Genomic DNA, 18,803 nt, shown 5'->3' on the forward strand with positions numbered 1-18,803 from the left:
TATGGCAACAATAAAAGAGATTGCGGCAAAGGCGGGAGTGTCGATCGCGACCGTGTCCCGTGTATTGAATCACGATGAGACGCTGAATGCACAGGACGAGACTAAGAAGAGGATATTTGAGATCGCGGAGGAGCTTGAGTATGAGCCGCGCGTCCAGAAGAGACGGAAGAAGAAGCTTAAGATCGGGATGTTCTGTTCCTATTCTCCGACAGAGGAACTGGAGGATCCCTATTATCTGTGTATCCGTCTCGCCATTGAGAAGATGCTTGAGGAGGAGGGCTACAAGAAGCAGCCCGTGACTCTTGAGGATACCCGGGATTCCCTGGAAGGGGTTGACGGGATCATCTGCACCGGAACCTTTGGACATGCCGCGGTTGAGCGGATCGGTTCCTGGGGGAAGCCGGTGGTATTTATCGATGCCTGCCCGGACCTTAACCGATTTGATGCGGTTGTGATCGATTACCGGAAGTCGGTGATGGAGATCCTGGATTATTTTATCGAGAACGGACATACGAAGATCGGGCTGATCGGAGGTATCGAGGCGGATGAGGATGAGAACGGTGTGTTAGATCCCAGAATATCCGGTTTCAGGGATTATCTGGAACAGAAGGGATTGTATCATCCGGAATATGTGAAGACAGGCAGATATCATGCGCATTACGGTTATACCCTTCTCAAAGAGCTGAAGGAGGAGGGGAATCTTCCAACGGCGTTATTCGTTGCCAACGATTCCATGGCTGTGGGGTGCTATAAGGCTGCATATGAGTTGGGGATATCCATCCCAAAGGATATCAGTATTATCGGATTCAATGATATACCGACAGCCAAATACATGATCCCTCCGCTGACGACAGTGCGGCTCTACATGGAATTCATGGGAGAATATGCAGTCCGCATGCTGGAAGAGCGGATCTTAAGCGGCAGGGAGATCAGTGTGAAGGTGACGGTTCCTACGAAGCTGTACGTCAGGGACAGCGTAGGCAAGGTCTGTAAGTAAGCTGGCATAGACGAAATATCTATGCGGGCGGGGCGATGCGCCTGAGGATCTTCACCAGCTCCGCAGGCGTTTCTTTTGCGCCGTTTGAAGACCAGGAAATATACAGGTTATACAGTGCGCCTGCGAAGGCCTGCAGGCCGTAATAATGTTCGATCCCGTCTTCCGGCTTGTGCCAGGTCTCAAGCATATATCGGCTGATAGCGGTCAGCAGGAGATGTCCCAGGCCGCTTTTGAATAAGCTGTCGAGGAATTCTTTGTGTTTTTCAAAATAAGAAAAGCAGTGATAGAGGTTGGCGGGAGCGTAGGCGTGCTGATCCAGCGATAGTTCGCGGGCCTCGCGCTGATAATCGGCCAGCGCTTCCTCCAGATAAGAGGAGAAGATATCTTCTTTGGACTGATAATTCCGATAATAAGTCATCCTTGATACACCGGCTTTCTCCGTCAATTCGGATATGGAGATGGCGGACAGCGGTTTTTCCTTTAACAGCAGCATCAATGCGGTTACCATGCATTCCCGGGCTAATTTGTTAGCCTGGTTTTTTCTTTCTGTATCCATGAACAAAATCCCCCTGTTTGTAACAGTTGTGTGACAACGTATTGAAATTTGATTTTTAAAGTGATACAATTTGTCACACTTATTATAATAGAAATAAGGGCGGCATTTCAAGATGCAAATTGTAGGCAGAAGGGGGAATTATGATATGAGGACAGCGGTCATGACAGACAGTAACAGCGGAATTACGAAGAGTGAAGCGAAAGAGTTGGGGATATTTTCCCTTCCGATGCCGGTGATCATTGATGGCGAGATCTGTTATGAAGGGATCGATCTTACTCAGGAGAGATTCTATTCAAGCCTTACAGGCGGGAAGGACGTGACGACTTCTCAGCCCTCTCCGGGAGAAGTGATCGGGATGTGGGACGCGATCTTTGCGGAAGGATATGACGAGATCGTCCATATCCCTATGTCCAGCGGCTTAAGTAATTCCTATGAGTCGGCGGCAGGGCTTGCGGCGGATTATGACGGCAGGGTGCAGGTGGCGGATAATCATCGGATCTCCGTGACGCTGCGGGAATCGGTGCTTGAGGCAAAAGAGCTTGCAGATCAGGGATTGTCGGCGAAGGAGATCCGGGAAGAGCTGGAGATCCGGGCCTATGAGTCCTGTATCTATATCACGGTGGATACGCTGGAATTCCTGAAAAAGGGCGGAAGGATCACACCGGCTGCGGCTGCCCTTGGCGCGGTGCTGAATATCAAACCGGTGCTGACGATACAGGGAGAACGGTTGGATGCATTTGCCAAGGTCCGGGGGATGAAGAAGGGGAAGCATAAGATGTTAGAGGCATTGAAGCAGGATCTTGCCACACGCTTTCAGGGGATCGAGATGAGCCGGATCGTCATCGGGGCGGCAGGCTCCGGGCTTGGCGAGGAAGAAGAGAGAGAATGGACGGAGACGCTTAAGGCTGCATTCCCGGACGCAACCGTATACTATAATCCGCTGTCTTTCAGTATCGGGAGCCATACCGGTCCGGGGGCGGTGGGAACGGCGATCAGCATTCGGAGATCATAGGTGCTTAGTATAATAATTCTGCATGCATACGGAACTGTAGGGGAATATTACCTACAGTTCCGTTTTTTCACCGGTGAACATCAGTGTCAGATCAATCTATCCCAAGCATTGGAATCAGTTCATCAAGCAATGGGGGTTTTGGACTTCAAGATATTTACAAAAGGATACAAAAAGGATATATTTAACTGATAAAATATCACCATACAGGAAATGGAGAACATATATGGAACGGAGATTATTGATCGTAGAAGACGACTGCCTGCTTACGGAGGCTGCCGCCGATTACTTCACCGGTAAGGGCTGGAGGGTCGAGACGGCAGAGGATGGGGTAAAAGCGCTGGAATTGCTGAGAAGAAAAAGCTATCATCTGATCCTTCTGGATGTGATGCTGCCTGGGATGGATGGGTTCGCCGTGTGCCGCAAGATCCGCAAGTACAGCAATATCCCTGTGATCTTTATAACCGCCCGCGTATTGGAGGAGGATAAGCTGAACGGGTATGCCTTGGGAGCGGACGACTATGTGACGAAGCCCTTCTCCCTGCCGGTCTTATATGCCAAGGCGATGGCGCTGACGGGAAGAGTGCAGGGGATCAACAGTTTTGCAGAGCTGGCCGGTCTTAAGATAGATGTACAAAGCCACAAGGTATTTAAGAATGGCGAATTGCTGCCGCTGCCGCCGAAGGAATATGAGATGCTTCTGTTCTTCATGCAGAATCCGGGGAGGATCTTCAGCCGGGAACAGCTCTTGATCCGTTTCTGGGGGTATGATTTCGACGGGAATGAACGGGTGGTGGACAATCATATCAAGAAGCTGCGGAAAGCTGTCGGTTCCTGCGGATGCACCATTGAGACGGTGCGCAAATTCGGGTATCGGCTGACGGTGAATGAAAAGTAAAACCGGTCTGTTCGGTAAGATGAGCAGGCGGGACCATTCTGTCTGAAAAATGGAGGTGTTGCATGTGAAGGAAGCAGCAAGAAGAAGGAAGAGAAGATTCTGGAAGCCTGTGGCGGCAGGCTTTATGGCGCTGTATCTGCTGACAATGGGCCTGGCTACTTATCTGGTGAAGGAAAAGTACGTAGATGAGTATGCACAGGCATTTGAGGAAATCACCCTTTTCCTGATCAATACGGCATCCGAGAAAGAGAATGAGATGCGTCCGTCAGATGAAGAAGCAAGAATAAAGAGAAGGGATGAGATTGTAAAAAGAGAAGCCGAAGAAGCCAATAAAAAACTTGAGGAAGCAAGGCGGGAAGCGGGAAAGGCAGATACAGAGAATGTGGGCGAGGAAACGGCAGACAAGATACAGGAAGAAGATGCGAGAGAAATATCTGGGGAAGAAAAGTTCTCTGAGGAGACCGCTTCCGGGGAAGATACCAACAAAATAATATCAGAAGAATGGGGAGAAGAAGAGAGGACGGAGTTCTACCAGAAATTGGTTGATGAATGCTTCCGGAGTACAGGGAAGCAGGAGATGAAAGGTTCGGCTGCCGTCTATGATACGGAGGGAAAACTTCTTGCCAAAAGCTGTGATGCGATCGGTGATCTGGCGTCGGCTGTCAGCACGAACGGTCAGAAGAACGGGCCGTTTGTGCTGGATGATTATCTGTCATCCAGGCAGAAGGAGGAAATGGCAGAATATTGCTGGAAAGACAGGATGACGGCAGAAGGTCATGATACAATGCCGGAGAAATATCGGTTTTTGATTCGAACCTCTTCGGATGGTAAGGAGCTGTATGATATCTTTGTCCAGGAGTTAACATGGGAAGAGGGACGGGAAGCAGCGAAGAAGCGGTATGTAGATCCGCTTACCGGAAGCATTGCCAGTTATGAGACCGATGCCTATATCGATTACGAGACCGGCATAGAGACTGGTGAGAGGCAGGTATTCTATGTAACAGACAGCCACGTGGTGTGGGAATGGACGAACCCGGATGTGCAGGAAGGGCAGAAGGCGAAAGGAAAGCTTCAGAATGCGGGTATGAATTTTTCACATATGGAGACCTTTGAGGAATGGCGCAGATGGAGTTCCAGTGAATATCTCCATGGGTACCCTGAGAAGGGAGAATTTTATCTGGAAGAAGGGAATCTCTACCGCGGATTAAGAATTGATTCGGACGGATTCTATTACAGGTGCAGATTCCAGGGGAAGGTTTGGGGCGGCGATGATCCTTGTGCGTATATAGAAGTCCGGATGGAGGAACGTCCCTGGATTGCCGCTCTTGATTATATGAAATGTGTATTTCTTGCAGGATTTGTGCTGGCTGTTGGATGTATGGCATGGATCATCCGGGCATTCGAAAGGGTCTATGATCGGCAGATGACGCTTGAGGCGACCAGGCGGGATCTTACCAATGCCATGGCCCATGAACTCAAGACGCCTCTTGGTATCATCCGGAATTTTACGGAGAATCTGATCGAACATAATATGGAAGAGAAGCGGGATTATTATCTCTCCCAGATCATCGGGCAGACAGAAGAGATGGATCATCTGGTGGCGGAGATGATCGAGATCGCGAAGCTTGACTCCGAAGAGCTGGTGCTTAAGAAAGAGACCATATCCTTTGCGGAATTAATCCGGGAGCAGATGGGGCGGTTTACCCCATTGATCGAGGAGAAGAATTTGCAGGTGCAATACCGGGTGGAGGCGGATCTGCAGATAGACGGTGACAGAGAATATCTGGCGAAAGCGGTGTGGAATCTGCTGTCTAACGCGGTGGAATATAATGTGCCGGATGGACGGATCGATGTAGTTGTGAAAGAAAGATGGTGCAGTATTGAAAATACGGGGGCACATCTGAGTGAGGATCAGATCATGCACGCATTCGACCTGTTCTATACCGGGGATAAGAGTCGGGGAAAGAGAGAGCGTCATATGGGACTTGGATTATTCCTGGCGAAGAGGATCTTTGGGCTTCATGGGGTGGAGCTTATGATAGAGAATGCGGATGAAGGCGCACGGGTGGTGATGAGGAGATAGGCGGGGATTTTACTCTGTGGGAAATCTGATGCTGCTCATGAACAATTCGTAGAAATCGTCTTCGCCTGCCAGCATCGGGGAATTCTCACCTCCGCCGTTGGTGCTGCGCTTCATAGCGGCATGGAATTCCTCCCCGGCACAGATCAGGTCCATCTCGTAGATCTCGTATCCAAGCTCACGGCATACTCTGCAGAATGCTGTGAGTGGATCTTTTTCCTGTGCGGTATCTAACAATTTGTTTCGGATATCTGAATCGTGCAGCGCTTTGCGCTGCAGATCGTCCAACATTGTTATAACATTCATAGATTTTTCACCCCATAATTAGACAAGATTATTCGTTCAATTATAACCAAGACTTTTTGGAATATTATAGCTGATAGAGTTGGATTTTTCAAGCATTGTATATTCCTTTTTCTCTTCCAATAGTCGTACATATGCGGTATAATATAAGGAAATTACAGGAGGATACATAAGAGATGAATCTTAGATTACTTGAAGATCTGCAGAACAATATATCGAGGGTAATGATTGGGAATGAGAGAACGATGAAGCTTCTCCTTACGGCGATCCTTGCGAAGGGGCACGTACTCTTGGAAGATGTGCCGGGAACAGGCAAGACCGTGCTTGCCAAGTCTCTTGCCAGGTCTGTCCGCGCACAATTTGGGCGTATCCAGTTCACTCCGGATCTGCTTCCGTCCGATGTGACTGGGCTTAATTATTTCGATGCCGGGAGAGGAGAATTCGTATTCCGGGAAGGTCCGGTATTCTGTAATATCCTCTTGGCAGATGAGATCAACCGTGCAACTCCCAAGACACAGAGCAGCCTTCTGGAGTGTATGGCGGAGGGGCAGGTGACGGTGGACGGGAAGACGAGGACTATAGAAGAGCCTTTTTTTGTGATCGCGACACAGAATCCGATAGAGACACTGGGTACATTTCCGCTTCCGGAGGCGCAGACAGATCGTTTCTTGATGCGGATCAGCATGGAAGATATGACGCCAGGGCAGGAGTTCGCCATGGTAGAGAGGTTCCTTACCGATGAACCTCTCTTGTCGCTTGAGGGGATCTGCGGGAAGGAAGAGATCCTGGAACTTCAGGAGCAATGCCGCAGGATGTATGTTCATGAAGATCTGATCAAATATATGATAGAGATCGTCCATGCGACACGGAAGCATCCGAAGGTAATGCAGGGGGTCAGCTCCCGAGGAACACTGGCGTTTGTGCGGGCGGCTCAGGGCTTTGCCATGACAGAGGGCAGGGAATATGTAGTGCCGGAGGATGTCAAGAGTGTTGCCGCTCCGGTTCTCGCGCATCGGCTTGTGCTGTCAGTCCCGGCCGAGAAGGCTAGATATGAGGAAGAGGTGGTTCGGGAGATCGCAGACCTGGTTAAGGTTCCGGTTGAGGAATGGGGAATAGGGTAAAGGAGAGGTAATCATGTTGTTCTTACTGCTTGCCGGGTGTGTGTTGTTCTATCTGCTTCAGCATATTATTTACAGGAGATACTGGAATGCGGGACTTGATGTGGCAGTGGACTTTGAGACGCGTTCTGCCTATGAAGGAGACATTTCTTATCTTAGAGAAGAGATCGTAAATGATAAACGACTCCCTCTTCCAGCGTTGGAAGTGAACCTTGCCCTGAATCGTGCGCTTAGATTCGAAGGAGAAGCGAAGGAGAATGCGAATGTGACGGATCAGAGCTACAGAAGAGATATATTCTCCCTCTTTATCCGTCAGAAGGTAATCCGAAGACTTTCCTTTGTATGTGAAAAACGCGGGTTTTATGAACTTACCAAGGTTGATGTGATCGGATATGATTTTTTCTTCCGAAGAAGCTTTCACGACGACAGAAGGTTGAAGACGGCTCTGTATGTATATCCGAAGCTTGTTGATACCCACCGGATCACGTTGCTTAGCAGAGCCGTATCAGGTATGATCGTGACGCAGAACAGATTGTTTCCGGATCCTTTTTGTTTCTCTGGTATCAGAGATTATCAGCCTGCCGATCCGATGCATCATATTAACTGGAAAGCATCTGCGAAGGGGCAGGGACTTCTGGTCAATCAATTCGACTCTACAACTGATATCCGGATGAAGATCATTCTGGATACGGAGGATTCCAGGGGGATCCGGCAGGAGGAACTGACGGAGGAGGGGATACGGATCGCGGCATCTCTGGCTTCTTGTATCATGAGGGCGAAGATGGAGCTTACTGTTACTGGAAACGGGATGAAGCCTATTCATCTGAAGGAGGGCGCGGGACAGATACGGGCGTTATATCAGGAGCTTGCCCGAATTGATACGGACAAGCCGGCTGCGAGGATTTGTGAGAATCTGAGAGCAGAAAGAGAGAAGGCCGGGACAGGCATGATCTATGTAATCATTTCTGCGAATCAGGACATAGATACTGCCAAAGCGGTTGCAGCCATGGCAGAAGGCGGCGCAGAGATCCTGTGGGTAGTGCCGGTACGTGCTTCTGACGGAATTGTGACGTGTAATATCAGGAATGTCAATGTGTTGAAATGGGAGGTGCAGATATAATGAAAGCAAAGAGCCGCATACTGATCCTGCTTTCCTGGATCCACGATATTCTACTTCTGGAAGGAGTTCATGTATTTGCTGCCGCCGTGCAAAATATAAGAGGGCATGAGCTTAGCGTGTTTCTTCTGAGGGGGCTTACTATGCTTGTTTCGGTGATCCTTTCCTACTTTATCATCTGTAAATGCAAGAATTTATGGCTTTTTCTTGTATTTTCTCTGGCGGTTACCTGGGGAATGTGGGTAGTCAGCAGAAGTATATTTATAGGAAGCCTTACGGCTCTAGTGTTTTTGTTTCGCTGCTATGTGAAGCTGAAACAGGGGGAGATTCGAAGGCGGATGCGGGAATTGCCCGGCGAGGCAGGCGTGCAGGAGAGCCAGCAAGCGTGGGAAGTACCGACGCTGCTGGATTCGCCCAGGATGATACATTGTCTGATCTTTGTGTTTCTGTACCTGGGTGTGCTTTCATTTCACCGGGATACACTTTTGTATTTGATGTTAGGAATTCTTGGGGCGGAGTTTTGTGTCTGCCTGGCATATGTCTATCTGGAGAGCCTTGATCAGTTTATACAGGTCAATATCCGCGTTGCGAATCTTCCGGTCCATTCTATGAAAAGAATCGGGACTGCCATTCTGTTGTCCGGAATGACCGGGCTTGTTTTGTTCATGCTTCCCGCTGTAATCTATCATGAAGAACCTCTGGCGCAACTCCGGTTTGAGCCGTTGGAGATGGGTGGAGGGGAGATCATTTACTACGAAGAGGATGGGGGAAATGATCCGATGCTGGAAGAACTGATGAAGCTTCGGGCACAGGCGAAGGAGACTCCCAAGTGGCTTAGGCAAGCCTCGGAGGTTCTGTCCGTTCTTGCGCTGATCGGTATTGCTTATCTGGCATTGAGACTGGTCTATGCAGCGCTTCGAAGAGCGGCGGACGCATTCTCAGATGATGGCGATGAGGTTGTCTTTCTCAGAAAGGAGGACGGCAGGGAAGGAATCAGAAGGCTGCCGAGAGTAATAGTCAGAGAAGGAAGACTATCTCCCAACAGGAAAATACGGAGATTCTATAAGCGGCTGATCAGGCGTACCTTAAAAGAAAGGCCGCCTGGCTATGAAACACCGCTTGAACTGGAGATCAGGGCGGGATTGTATGAGGATGGAGATGAGAAGATGCCGAAGATTCACGAATTGTATGAAAAAGCGCGGTATGGAGGGGAGCAGTGTACGAGGGAAGAAGTAGCTACTTTATCTTGCCTAAGTAGATAGTTCCCCAATTACACATTTCGTCAAGGATAGGCGCAAGGGTATTGCCGAAATCTGTCAAAGAATACTCTGTTTTGGGAGGAACGACGGGATAGACTTTTCGGCTGATCAATCCATCGTTTTCAAGCTCCCGCAATTGCTGTGCCAACATCTTGTCGGTTGCTTTGGGTATTAGTCTGTGAAGTTCACTGTATCTCAGGGTTTTTCCCATAAGATGCCAGAGGATCACGGATTTGTATTTTCCGCCGATCAAAGAAATCGTTGCTTCAACCGGACAGGTAAAGCTATTCTTACAATTTACACTCATAGAATCTCTCCTAACTAACTTTTTGGATAGTATATACCTAAAAAGTGCATTATTGCTTTATAATTTGTTTGGGATATAATTATAGTACAGGGAAACCTGAAAATCAAGTTTAGGAGGAATATATATGAGTTTTTTAGAAATGGCAGAAGCGAGATATTCAGTTCGTGATTACACAGACAAAAAGGTAGAGCAGGAAAAACTAAAAAAAATACTTGAGGCCGCTCATGTTGCACCCACTGCGGCAAATAAGCAGCCTGCCCGTCTGGTCGTTGTACAGGAAGAGGAGGGACTGAAAAAGATCGGAAAGGCCGCGAATATCTATGGAGCACCGCTGGCTATTATCGTTTGTTCCGACCATACCAAAGCATGGACGCGTCCTTTCGATCAGAAGAAGACTACCGATATAGACGCTACGATCCTGACGGATCATATGATGATGGAGGCGGCTGAACTGGGATTAGGCTCTGTGTGGATCTGTTATTTTAAGCCGGATGTGATCAGGCAGGAATTTCAGCTTCCTGATACGCTTGAGCCTGTCAATATTTTGGCGATAGGATATGCAAATGGAAGTCCTGCAGATCCGAAGCGTCATGTAACACAGCGTATTCCGTTGGACGAGTTGGTTTATTACGAGAATTTGTAGACGTTATTTGTATACTGTATTTAATCAAGGGAATGTTGCATCCGCATATTCCCTTTTTTGTATTCATATGATATAATTTACTGTAAATATGGTTTATGAAGAACATGAAGATAACGCAGAATAAGGAGTATGGACTTATGAAGAGAGTATTGTTGAAACTTAGTGGGGAAGCTCTCGCGGGTGATAAGAAGACTGGATTTGACGAGGCAACCTGCATAGGGGTTGCAAGGCAGGTCAAGAGATTAGTGGATGACGGGATTCAGGTTGCGATCGTGACAGGCGGCGGTAATTTCTGGAGAGGAAGAACCAGTGAGACGATCGACAGGGTGAAGGCGGACCAGATCGGGATGCTTGCGACGGTGATGAACTGTATCTATGTATCCGATATCTTCCGTTATGCGGGGATGAAGACGGAGGTATTTACACCGTTCGTGTGCGGTGCATTTACATCGTTATTCTCGAAGGATGCGGCAGTTGAGGCGCTCGACATGGGGAAGGTTATCTTTTTCGCCGGAGGAACGGGTCATCCGTACTTTTCAACCGATACGGGAGCCGTGCTCCGTGCGATAGAGATCGGGGCGGATGCGATGCTGCTTGCGAAGGCGATTGACGGTATCTATGACAGTGACCCGAAGGTGAATCCGGAAGCGAAGAAGTATGACGAGATCTCGATTCAGGAGATCATAGACAAGAAGCTTGCGGCAGTGGATCTGACAGCTTCTATCATGTGCCTGGAGAATAAGATGCCGATGCTGGTGTTCGGGCTGAATGAGGAGAACAGTATCGTAGAGACGATGACAGGAACATTTACAGGGACGAGGGTTACGGTATAAATTACCTCGGAATATAGACTGAGAAGCAAGGAATATCCGAGAGTATGATATAAATTATGATATAAATTATGATATAAATTCAGGGAGGATCAAGATCATGAATGAAAGATTAAAAGTGTATGAAGAAAAGATGACAAAGACTATGACGAACTTAGACGGCGAGCTAGGAACTATCAGGGCAGGACGTGCGAACCCGAATGTACTGAACCGGATCAAGGTTGACTATTACGGAACCCCTTCTCCGATCCAGCAGGTTGCGAATGTGTCCGTGCCGGAGCCTCGTATGATCCAGATTCAGCCGTGGGAGAAGAATATGTTGAAGGTGATCGAGAAGGCGATCCAGGTATCGGATCTTGGTATTCACCCGACCAACGACGGCTCGATGATCCGATTGGTGTTCCCGGAGCTTACGGAGGAGCGCAGGAAAGAACTGGTGAAGGATGTTAAGAAGAAGGGAGAAGCAGCGAAGGTTGCGATCCGTAATATCCGACGTGACGGTAATGATGCGCTTAAGAAGCTTAAGGGTTCCGAGGTGTCAGAAGATGAGATCAAGGATATGGAGACAGAGCTTCAGAAGCTTACGGATAAGTATGTGAAGGATGTGGACAAGGCTGTAGACACCAAGTCGAAGGAAGTTATGACGGTTTAGTGATTTTTTAATGAGAGTGGGGGCAGACCAGTAACCTGTGGTGGGGTCTGTCCCCGTTTATGCCGTGTACGGGGATTCATTCGGAGGACAGCTGGTCCCCGATATTAATTTTAAGAAGGAGCAGATGGATATGGTTATACCGCAGCATGTAGCGATCATATTGGATGGGAACGGACGCTGGGCGAAATCAAAAGGAATGCCGCGCAATTACGGACATGCCCAGGGGAGTAAGAATGTGGAGAAGATCTGTGAGGATGCTTACCGTATGGGAATCAAGTATCTGACTGTGTATGCATTTTCCACGGAGAACTGGAACAGGCCGCAGGATGAGGTGGATGCGCTGATGAAGCTTCTGCGCAATTATATGAAGACTTGTCTTAAGACGGCGGCGAAGAATGATATGAAGATCCGGGTGATCGGTGATGTGACGAGACTGGATGAGGATATACGCGGCAGGATCGCAGAGCTTGAGGAGTCCACGAAGAACAACGGGGGGCTGAATTTCCAGATTGCGATCAATTATGGGAGCAGGGATGAGATTCTCCGCGCCGTAAGGAGGCTTGCCAGGGATTGTAAAGAACAGAAGCTTAAACCAGATCAGATTGACGAGAGGATATTTGAGGGTTATCTGGATACCCATGATATCCCGGATCCGGATCTGTTGATCCGTACAAGCGGGGAATTGCGGCTATCGAATTATCTGCTGTGGCAGCTTGCGTATACGGAGTTTTATTTTACGGATGTGCACTGGCCGGATTTCACGAAGGAGGAGCTGATGAAGGCGATCGAGCAGTATAATGCCAGAGACCGGCGTTACGGAGGGGTAAAGGAGGCAGAAGATGTTTAAGACCAGGTTGTTGAGCGGGATCGTGTTGGTGATCGTGCTGATCGCGACGGTAGGATATGGAGGCAATCTGCTGTTTGCGTTTCTTGCCGTGATCAGTGTGATCGGGATGACAGAATTATATAAGGTAGTCGGTGTGCAGGGAAAGGCGCTGGGGTTTGCAGGATATCTGGCGGCGGTTCTTTATTATGGGCTTCTTTATACGGAACATATGGAGTATGTGACCATGCTGTCAATTCTGTTCCTTGTCCTTATTATGGCAGTATATGTATTTACATTTCCGGCGTTTCGGGCGGAACAGGTCATGACAGTGTTCTTCGGGTTCTTCTATGTGGCGGTCATGCTCTCCTATGTATTCCAGACCAGAGAGCTTGCGGACGGAAGTGTTGTGGTATGGCTGATCTTCTTAAGCTCTTGGGGGTGCGATACCTGCGCTTACTGTGTGGGAATGCTGATCGGAAAGCGTAAGATGGCTCCGAAGTTAAGTCCGAAGAAGTCCGTGGAAGGCGGAGTCGGCGGGATTCTCGGCGCGGCCCTTCTCGGCGTAATATTCGCGGCTGCCATGAATCAGTGGGGCGGGACGGATGCCAATCCGCTTCATTATGCAATGATCTGTGCCGCGGGCGGCGCCATTTCCCAGGTGGGCGATCTGGCGGCTTCCGCGATCAAGCGTAACCATGAGATCAAGGATTACGGGAAGCTGATCCCGGGACACGGCGGGATCCTGGACCGGTTTGACAGTGTGATCTTCACGGCGCCGGTGATCTATTATCTGGCAGCCTTATTGGCGGGTAATCTGTAATTGGAAGCTGCAAGTGTGCGGCAGCACGAATTTTGCGAATGGATGGTTCATATAAATATTGATATACAAGTGAGGTAATATATGAAGAAGATAGCCATATTAGGATCTACGGGTTCGATCGGAACCCAGACGTTAGAGGTTGTCAGGGAGAATGGCGACATCCAGGTGCTCGGTATTGCGGCGGGCAGTAATATCGGTCTTCTGGAAGAGCAGATACGGGAATTTCACCCGCGGTTGGCCGCAGTCTGGTCCGCAGAGAAAGCGGGAGAGCTCAGAACCAGGATCGCTGATACGGATACCCGTGTGGTATCAGGAATGGATGGGCTTCTGGAAGTATCAATTATGGAGGATACGGAGATACTAGTTACAGCGGTTGTCGGGATGATCGGACTTCGCCCCACGATCGAAGCAATCAAAGCCGGTAAGGATATTGCCCTGGCCAACAAGGAGACGCTTGTTACGGCGGGGCATCTTATCATGCCGCTCGCCAGGGAACACCATGTATCCATCCTTCCTGTGGACAGTGAGCACAGCGCGATCTTCCAATCCTTGCAGGGCAATGAGAAGAAGAAGGTCCATAAGATCCTTCTGACGGCTTCCGGCGGTCCGTTTCGGGGGAAGAAGGAGGAAGATCTGCTTGAGATCAGGGTTGAAGATGCATTGAAGCATCCGAACTGGGCGATGGGCCGGAAGATTACCATTGATTCTTCCACCATGGTCAATAAAGGACTGGAAGTCATAGAGGCGAAATGGCTGTTTGGAGTCGATGTGGACCGGGTACAGGTCGTGGTGCAGCCTCAGAGCATCATTCACTCAATGGTAGAATATGTAGACGGTGCGATCATGGCAGAGCTTGGCACGCCGGATATGAAGCTGCCGATCCAGTATGCGCTCTACTATCCGGAGAGAAGGTATCTGCCGGGAGAGAGGGTTGATTTCTGGAGCCTTGGGAAGCTGGAATTCGAGAAGCCGGATATGGATACGTTCTATGGCCTGAAGCTGGCATATGAGGCGGGGGAGAAGGGCGGTTCGCTTCCGACTGTATTTAATGCGGCCAATGAGCTGGCAGTCCGGCAATTCTTGAACCGTGAGATCAAGTATCTCGAGATCGTGGAGATCATCGAGGATTGTATGCGTGCGCATCAGAATATTGCCAATCCGTCGCTTGAGCAGATATTGGATACGGAAGCGGCAACTTATGACAGGATCAACAGTAGGAGGTAACTCATAATTTGGGAATTATATTAGCAATCTTAATCTTTAGTTTTATAGTGTTCTTTCATGAACTGGGACATTTTTTGCTTGCCAAGATGAATGGCGTGGAGGTAAATGAATTCGCCGTCGGGATGGGGCCGGCGATCTATTCCCGCGAATATAAGGGGACAAAATATGCGGTCAGGATCTTTCCCATCGGCGGCTTCTGCGCAATGGGAGAGGATGACGAAGCGACGGAATCTCCGAATAATTTCAACAATAAGTCTGTATGGGCGCGGATCTCGGTGATCGCGGCAGGGCCGGTTTTCAATTTCATCCTGGCATTTATATTTTCCGTGATCCTGACTGCCATGGTCGGATACGATAAGCCGGTGGTAAGCGGGGTGGAAGAAGGTTATCTAGCTGCCGAGGCAGGGATCCAGGCGGGCGATACCATTGTTAAGATGGGAGGGAAGAGGATTCATCTCTTCCGTGAGGTCAGCGTATACAACCAGTTCCATCAAGGAGAAGAGGTGGCGGTCACTTACCGCCGTAACGGGGAAGAGAAGACGGTGACGTTGACCCCTAAGGAGGATAAGGAACTGGGGTATGAGAGGCTTGGAATCTCTTCGTCCGGGTATGAGAAGGCGAATCTTCTGACGGCTCTGCAGTATGGCGTCTATGTGGAAAGATTCTGGATCAACACAACTCTGGAGAGTCTTAAGATGCTTGTCACCGGGAAGGTCGGCATAGACCAGCTCTCGGGTCCGGTGGGGATCGTGGATGTTGTGGATGATTCGTATAAGGAGAGCCGGTCATATGGATTTATGGCAGTGTTGGCACAATTGCTGTATATTGCGATCCTGATATCTGCAAACTTAGGTGTGATGAATCTTCTGCCGCTGCCGGCGCTGGATGGAGGAAGGCTTGTATTCCTGTTCGTGGAGGCCGTAAGGCGCAAACGGGTGCCGCCGGAGAAGGAAGGGTATGTCCATCTGGTAGGGATTGCATGCCTGATGATATTGATGGTATTTGTGATGTTCAATGATATACGGAGAGTGTTTTTTTAAAATGTAAATCAGGAAATTTTGTCTTGACTTAGAGTGAACTCCAGATGTTATATTTAGTATAATGACACACGAAAGCGAAGAGGTGGAAGCATGACGATCTCAGAGGTTAGTAAGAAATACGGAATCTCACAGGATACGCTCAGATATTATGAGCGGATCGGAGTCATCCCTCCGGTGAACCGCAACGGAAGCGGTCTGCGGGATTACACGGAGGATGACTGCGGCTAGGTGGAGCTTGCCGCCTGTATGAGGAGCGCCGGCCTGCCGCTTGAGGCATTGACAGAGTATGTCAGGCTGAGCCGGGAAGGGGATGCTACGATCTCTGACAGAAGGCAGCTTCTTCTTGAACAGAAGGAACGGCTTCAAGTACAGCTTCGGGTGGTTCAGGAGACCATGGAACGGCTTGATTATAAGATTTCCTGTTATGACAGGGCGATGAAGACCGGCCGGCTGGTCTGGGACTAATTATAAACAAGTAGGAGGAGATAGATATGATTTGTAAAGAGTTTCAGGATTTGCAACTGTCTGCACTTGGCATGGGGACAATGAGGCTGCCGCTCACCGACGGGAAGGACGAGAACATTGATGAAGCGGCGACGGCCAGAATGGTGGAGTATGCCATGAATCACGGGATCAACTATTATGATACGGCGTGGGGATATCATGGCGGGAATTCGGAGCTTGTCATGGGAAAGATATTGAGTACATATCCGCGTGAAAAGTTCTATCTCGCGTCGAAGTTCCCGGGATATGATCTTGCCAACATGCCTAAGGTGGAGGTAATCTTTGAGAAACAGCTTGAGAAGTGTCAGGTTTCTTATTTTGATTTCTACCTGTTCCACAATGTCTGTGAGATGAATATAAACGAATATCTGGATGAGAAGTACGGTATCTTCGAGTATCTGATGAAGCAGAAGGAGAACGGAAGGATCCGGCATCTGGGATTCTCCGCTCATGGGGATTATGATATCATGAAGCGTTTTCTGGAAGCTTACGGCGAGCATATGGAGTTCTGCCAGATCCAGCTTAATTATGTGGACTGGAAGTTCCAGGAGGCGAAGGAGAAGGTAGAACTTCTGAATGAATATCATATTCCGATCTGGGTGATGGAGCCGGTGCGCGGCGGTATGCTGGCGTCGTTGTCTGATGAATACGCGAAGAAGCTTGAGACGTTTCGTCCGGATGAAGAGCCGGCAGCGTGGGCGTTCAGATTCCTGCAATCTATCCCGAATATCGTGGTGACGCTCTCAGGGATGTCCAACTTCGAACAGCTTGAGAAGAATATCCGGACATATGAGGAGGAGAAGCCTCTGAGTGCAGAAGAGATGGATACACTTCTTGGTATTGCTGACAGGATGATGAACGGAGTTCCGTGTACGGCCTGTCATTATTGTACAAGCCATTGTCCGCAGGGAATTGATATTCCTTCCATGCTGAAGCTGTATAATGAGCATAAGTTTTCGGGCGGCGGATTTATCGCTCCGATGGCGCTTATGGCAGTACCGGAGGATAAGCAGCCTTCTGCCTGTGTCGGCTGCAGAAGCTGTGAAGCAGTGTGCCCGCAGCAGATCAGGATTTCAGAGACATTGGCTGATTTTGCGGGAATGTTAAAAGCGTAGAGCAAGAGCTGCCGGGGGAATGCTGCCGCCCGGCAGTTCTTTCTATTCCAGCGAGCAACGAGCCAAGAGAGCATGCTTGCATGCACATTTGGCGACTGACGCGAGGGCTAAATACCCCGTTGCTCTGCAGCGCTACAAATTTGATGCCCCGTTGCTTGCAGAGGGGTCTTTGACTTTTAAGTTAACTCGGCGATTCTTGACACGCCCACGTATATTTCAGAAACCTTATACCAGGTGCTGTAGTCTGTGATACCGGTCTGGGGGAGGCCGAACACCGACTGGATCTTGCGGATGGCAGCGGATGTGGCAGGACCGTAGATCCCGTCGACCGTAACCTTTGGGATGGCGGGGTAGGAGCCGGCGATCACGTTGATCTGTTCCTGGAGCTGGCGTACCTTATCCCCTCTTGAGCCGATCTCCAGATTATATCCGGGCCAGGATGCCGGGATGCCGGAGATGGCTTCGGCGGTATTGATATACATGTTGTCGCCGTAGTAGTAACGGAGGATCTCGATGGGAGAGTAGCCCTGGTCGCCCAGGGACTTGCTTCCCCACTGTGTCATCCAGTTCGGACACTGCACCTGTCTTCCGTCGCAATACTGCGTCAGGATCGGCTGCTTGACATTGGGGCGTGACAGATAATCCGCGAACAATTCATCTACGATGACGGATATGGTATCGAAGATGTTGCGTTCCGGTATCCATTTGTGGTCGAAGGCGGTGGATGAAGTGATTGTAAATTCAAAGCCTTGATTTCTATACCATTCAGTGAAAACCCGGTTCAAAGTGAAGGACATGATCGCCAGCACATTGGCCCGAATCGTATCTGCGGGCCAGGTGGCATAGATCTCGCTGGAAGCCACATTCTTGATATAGTCCTTATATTTCACATAATAATTTGTGGCGGTCGTATCTCTTGGGCTTCCGTCATGCACGACGATATATTCAGGAACGACCACGCGGCTCAATACAATCTCTCCTGATTCGTTGATAGGTTTGATCTCGTCCTCCGGTATTTTCGGGGGATAGGTTCCATATAATGTATGTGCAGGGATTACAAATACTTCTTCGGAAGTTTCCGGTGTATCTATGGGGCTTAAAGTTATGTTCTGGATGGCGGTGACTGAGGAGAGGATCTCAGCGCCGGCAATGCTGACAGGCTCATATCCGGGAGCCGTTACCTGGAGCGTATATTCGGAGTAGGGCTGTACCTCATTTTCGGGGTCAAGGCTTAAGTCCAGCGGCGGGGCATCAAGCTCGATGGTTTCAGTCTGCCCGGAGGAATCCGTCGTGAGCTGTTCGAGCCGGCTGTCCGGGACACCGGTATAGGAGATAGAGACCGAAGCGTCGGCAATAGGGCGGGCGTCGATCTGTGATGTAAGATTGACCTTAAGCTTCCCTTTGTCAGGAGTGTCCTGCTGGGTCGCATTCATAATGTCCATAGGGGTACCTCATAAAGGATTTCTTACGGATAAGATATGAATGAAAGAAGAAAATGTTACTGA

General features: G+C 49.3%; 19 protein-coding genes and 1 pseudogene. 16 read left to right on the forward strand and 4 right to left on the reverse strand.

Going from position 1 to position 18,803, the window contains the following annotated elements:
• Window position 1: 1 nt before the first annotated feature.
• Complete coding sequence (locus VSQ62_RS09555) at window positions 2-997, forward strand: LacI family DNA-binding transcriptional regulator (RefSeq protein ID WP_334634564.1); 996 nt, start codon at window positions 2-4, stop codon at window positions 995-997.
• A 19-nt stretch (window positions 998-1,016) separates the two neighbouring features.
• Here the strand turns inward: VSQ62_RS09555 and VSQ62_RS09560 are convergent, their stop codons facing one another.
• The gene (locus VSQ62_RS09560) at window positions 1,017-1,553 is read right to left on the reverse strand and encodes a TetR/AcrR family transcriptional regulator (protein WP_334634565.1); all 537 of its coding nucleotides are present in this window, start codon (window positions 1,551-1,553) and stop codon (window positions 1,017-1,019) included.
• Window positions 1,554-1,698: 145 nt separating this feature from the next.
• Between VSQ62_RS09560 and VSQ62_RS09565 the strand changes: the two genes are divergently transcribed.
• From VSQ62_RS09565 to VSQ62_RS09575, 3 genes are all read left to right on the forward strand, one after another.
• Window positions 1,699-2,565, forward strand: coding sequence for a DegV family protein (locus tag VSQ62_RS09565; protein WP_334637618.1), 867 nt, complete (start codon window positions 1,699-1,701; stop codon window positions 2,563-2,565).
• A 223-nt stretch (window positions 2,566-2,788) separates the two neighbouring features.
• Window positions 2,789-3,460, forward strand: coding sequence for a response regulator transcription factor (locus VSQ62_RS09570; protein ID WP_334634567.1), 672 nt, complete (start codon window positions 2,789-2,791; stop codon window positions 3,458-3,460).
• Window positions 3,461-3,524: 64 nt separating this feature from the next.
• The gene (locus VSQ62_RS09575) at window positions 3,525-5,543 is read left to right on the forward strand and encodes a sensor histidine kinase (RefSeq protein WP_334634569.1); all 2,019 of its coding nucleotides are present in this window, start codon (window positions 3,525-3,527) and stop codon (window positions 5,541-5,543) included.
• 9 nt (window positions 5,544-5,552) lie between these two features.
• Here the strand turns inward: VSQ62_RS09575 and VSQ62_RS09580 are convergent, their stop codons facing one another.
• The gene (locus tag VSQ62_RS09580) at window positions 5,553-5,846 is read right to left on the reverse strand and encodes a hypothetical protein (RefSeq protein ID WP_334634570.1); all 294 of its coding nucleotides are present in this window, start codon (window positions 5,844-5,846) and stop codon (window positions 5,553-5,555) included.
• 173 nt (window positions 5,847-6,019) lie between these two features.
• Here VSQ62_RS09580 and VSQ62_RS09585 point away from each other — a divergent pair, with 173 nt between their 5' ends.
• Genes VSQ62_RS09585 through VSQ62_RS09595 form a run of 3 tightly spaced genes read left to right on the forward strand, consistent with a single transcriptional unit; the run spans window position 6,020 to window position 9,340 of the window.
• Window positions 6,020-6,964, forward strand: coding sequence for an AAA family ATPase (locus tag VSQ62_RS09585; RefSeq protein ID WP_334634572.1), 945 nt, complete (start codon window positions 6,020-6,022; stop codon window positions 6,962-6,964).
• Between the two features lie 13 nt (window positions 6,965-6,977).
• Entirely contained in the window at window positions 6,978-8,081 is a 1,104-nt protein-coding gene (locus VSQ62_RS09590) for a DUF58 domain-containing protein (RefSeq protein WP_334634573.1), read from the forward strand.
• On the forward strand, window positions 8,081-9,340 hold the full coding sequence (locus VSQ62_RS09595; protein ID WP_334634574.1) for a hypothetical protein: 1,260 nt from the start codon (window positions 8,081-8,083) through the stop codon (window positions 9,338-9,340). Before VSQ62_RS09590 ends, VSQ62_RS09595 begins: the two co-directional genes overlap by 1 nt.
• Here VSQ62_RS09595 and VSQ62_RS09600 read toward each other — a convergent pair.
• Window positions 9,315-9,644, reverse strand: a complete 330-nt coding sequence (locus tag VSQ62_RS09600; protein ID WP_334634575.1) for a winged helix-turn-helix transcriptional regulator — start codon at window positions 9,642-9,644, stop codon at window positions 9,315-9,317. The genes VSQ62_RS09595 and VSQ62_RS09600 overlap by 26 nt on opposite strands.
• 124 nt (window positions 9,645-9,768) lie before the next feature.
• Between VSQ62_RS09600 and VSQ62_RS09605 the strand changes: the two genes are divergently transcribed.
• The 9 genes and pseudogenes from VSQ62_RS09605 (at window position 9,769) to VSQ62_RS09645 (ending at window position 17,298) form a co-directional block, all read left to right on the forward strand.
• Window positions 9,769-10,287, forward strand: coding sequence for a nitroreductase family protein (locus VSQ62_RS09605; protein ID WP_334634576.1), 519 nt, complete (start codon window positions 9,769-9,771; stop codon window positions 10,285-10,287).
• 137 nt (window positions 10,288-10,424) lie between these two features.
• Window positions 10,425-11,120: a UMP kinase gene (gene pyrH, locus VSQ62_RS09610; RefSeq protein ID WP_334634578.1), complete on the forward strand. Its 696-nt coding sequence runs from the start codon at window positions 10,425-10,427 to the stop codon at window positions 11,118-11,120.
• Window positions 11,121-11,217: 97 nt separating this feature from the next.
• On the forward strand, window positions 11,218-11,769 hold the full coding sequence (gene frr, locus VSQ62_RS09615) for a ribosome recycling factor (protein WP_334634580.1): 552 nt from the start codon (window positions 11,218-11,220) through the stop codon (window positions 11,767-11,769).
• Window positions 11,770-11,806: 37 nt separating this feature from the next.
• Window positions 11,807-12,616 (forward strand): undecaprenyl pyrophosphate synthase, encoded by an 810-nt coding sequence (uppS, locus tag VSQ62_RS09620; protein WP_502957736.1) that lies wholly within the window; start codon window positions 11,807-11,809, stop codon window positions 12,614-12,616.
• The gene (locus VSQ62_RS09625) at window positions 12,609-13,415 is read left to right on the forward strand and encodes a phosphatidate cytidylyltransferase (protein WP_334634583.1); all 807 of its coding nucleotides are present in this window, start codon (window positions 12,609-12,611) and stop codon (window positions 13,413-13,415) included. Before uppS ends, VSQ62_RS09625 begins: the two co-directional genes overlap by 8 nt.
• Before the next feature lie 81 nt (window positions 13,416-13,496).
• On the forward strand, window positions 13,497-14,639 hold the full coding sequence (locus VSQ62_RS09630; RefSeq protein ID WP_334634584.1) for a 1-deoxy-D-xylulose-5-phosphate reductoisomerase: 1,143 nt from the start codon (window positions 13,497-13,499) through the stop codon (window positions 14,637-14,639).
• A gap of 8 nt (window positions 14,640-14,647) precedes the next feature.
• Entirely contained in the window at window positions 14,648-15,679 is a 1,032-nt protein-coding gene (rseP, locus tag VSQ62_RS09635) for an RIP metalloprotease RseP (protein WP_334634586.1), read from the forward strand.
• A 90-nt stretch (window positions 15,680-15,769) separates the two neighbouring features.
• A pseudogene (locus VSQ62_RS09640) lies at window positions 15,770-16,144 on the forward strand (MerR family transcriptional regulator).
• 26 nt (window positions 16,145-16,170) lie between these two features.
• The gene (locus tag VSQ62_RS09645) at window positions 16,171-17,298 is read left to right on the forward strand and encodes an aldo/keto reductase (protein ID WP_334634587.1); all 1,128 of its coding nucleotides are present in this window, start codon (window positions 16,171-16,173) and stop codon (window positions 17,296-17,298) included.
• A 176-nt stretch (window positions 17,299-17,474) separates the two neighbouring features.
• Here the strand turns inward: VSQ62_RS09645 and VSQ62_RS09650 are convergent, their stop codons facing one another.
• Complete coding sequence (locus VSQ62_RS09650) at window positions 17,475-18,740, reverse strand: peptidoglycan-binding protein (protein ID WP_334634588.1); 1,266 nt, start codon at window positions 18,738-18,740, stop codon at window positions 17,475-17,477.
• Between the last annotated feature and the right edge of the window lie 63 nt (window positions 18,741-18,803).

The organism is Sporofaciens sp. JLR.KK001 (assembly GCF_036941055.1).
Taxonomy (GTDB): domain Bacteria; phylum Bacillota; class Clostridia; order Lachnospirales; family Lachnospiraceae; genus Sporofaciens.

Coding starts and splice junctions, on each gene's coding strand:
- VSQ62_RS09555 (WP_334634564.1), top strand. CDS start 2: ATGGCAACAATAAAAGAGATTGCGGCAAAGGCGGGAGTGTCGATCGCG.
- VSQ62_RS09560 (WP_334634565.1), bottom strand. CDS start 1,553: ATGGATACAGAAAGAAAAAACCAGGCTAACAAATTAGCCCGGGAATGC.
- VSQ62_RS09565 (WP_334637618.1), top strand. CDS start 1,699: ATGAGGACAGCGGTCATGACAGACAGTAACAGCGGAATTACGAAGAGT.
- VSQ62_RS09570 (WP_334634567.1), top strand. CDS start 2,789: ATGGAACGGAGATTATTGATCGTAGAAGACGACTGCCTGCTTACGGAG.
- VSQ62_RS09580 (WP_334634570.1), bottom strand. CDS start 5,846: ATGAATGTTATAACAATGTTGGACGATCTGCAGCGCAAAGCGCTGCAC.
- VSQ62_RS09585 (WP_334634572.1), top strand. CDS start 6,020: ATGAATCTTAGATTACTTGAAGATCTGCAGAACAATATATCGAGGGTA.
- VSQ62_RS09590 (WP_334634573.1), top strand. CDS start 6,978: ATGTTGTTCTTACTGCTTGCCGGGTGTGTGTTGTTCTATCTGCTTCAG.
- VSQ62_RS09595 (WP_334634574.1), top strand. CDS start 8,081: ATGAAAGCAAAGAGCCGCATACTGATCCTGCTTTCCTGGATCCACGAT.
- VSQ62_RS09600 (WP_334634575.1), bottom strand. CDS start 9,644: ATGAGTGTAAATTGTAAGAATAGCTTTACCTGTCCGGTTGAAGCAACG.
- VSQ62_RS09605 (WP_334634576.1), top strand. CDS start 9,769: ATGAGTTTTTTAGAAATGGCAGAAGCGAGATATTCAGTTCGTGATTAC.
- pyrH (WP_334634578.1), top strand. CDS start 10,425: ATGAAGAGAGTATTGTTGAAACTTAGTGGGGAAGCTCTCGCGGGTGAT.
- frr (WP_334634580.1), top strand. CDS start 11,218: ATGAATGAAAGATTAAAAGTGTATGAAGAAAAGATGACAAAGACTATG.
- VSQ62_RS09625 (WP_334634583.1), top strand. CDS start 12,609: ATGTTTAAGACCAGGTTGTTGAGCGGGATCGTGTTGGTGATCGTGCTG.
- VSQ62_RS09630 (WP_334634584.1), top strand. CDS start 13,497: ATGAAGAAGATAGCCATATTAGGATCTACGGGTTCGATCGGAACCCAG.
- VSQ62_RS09645 (WP_334634587.1), top strand. CDS start 16,171: ATGATTTGTAAAGAGTTTCAGGATTTGCAACTGTCTGCACTTGGCATG.
- VSQ62_RS09650 (WP_334634588.1), bottom strand. CDS start 18,740: ATGGACATTATGAATGCGACCCAGCAGGACACTCCTGACAAAGGGAAG.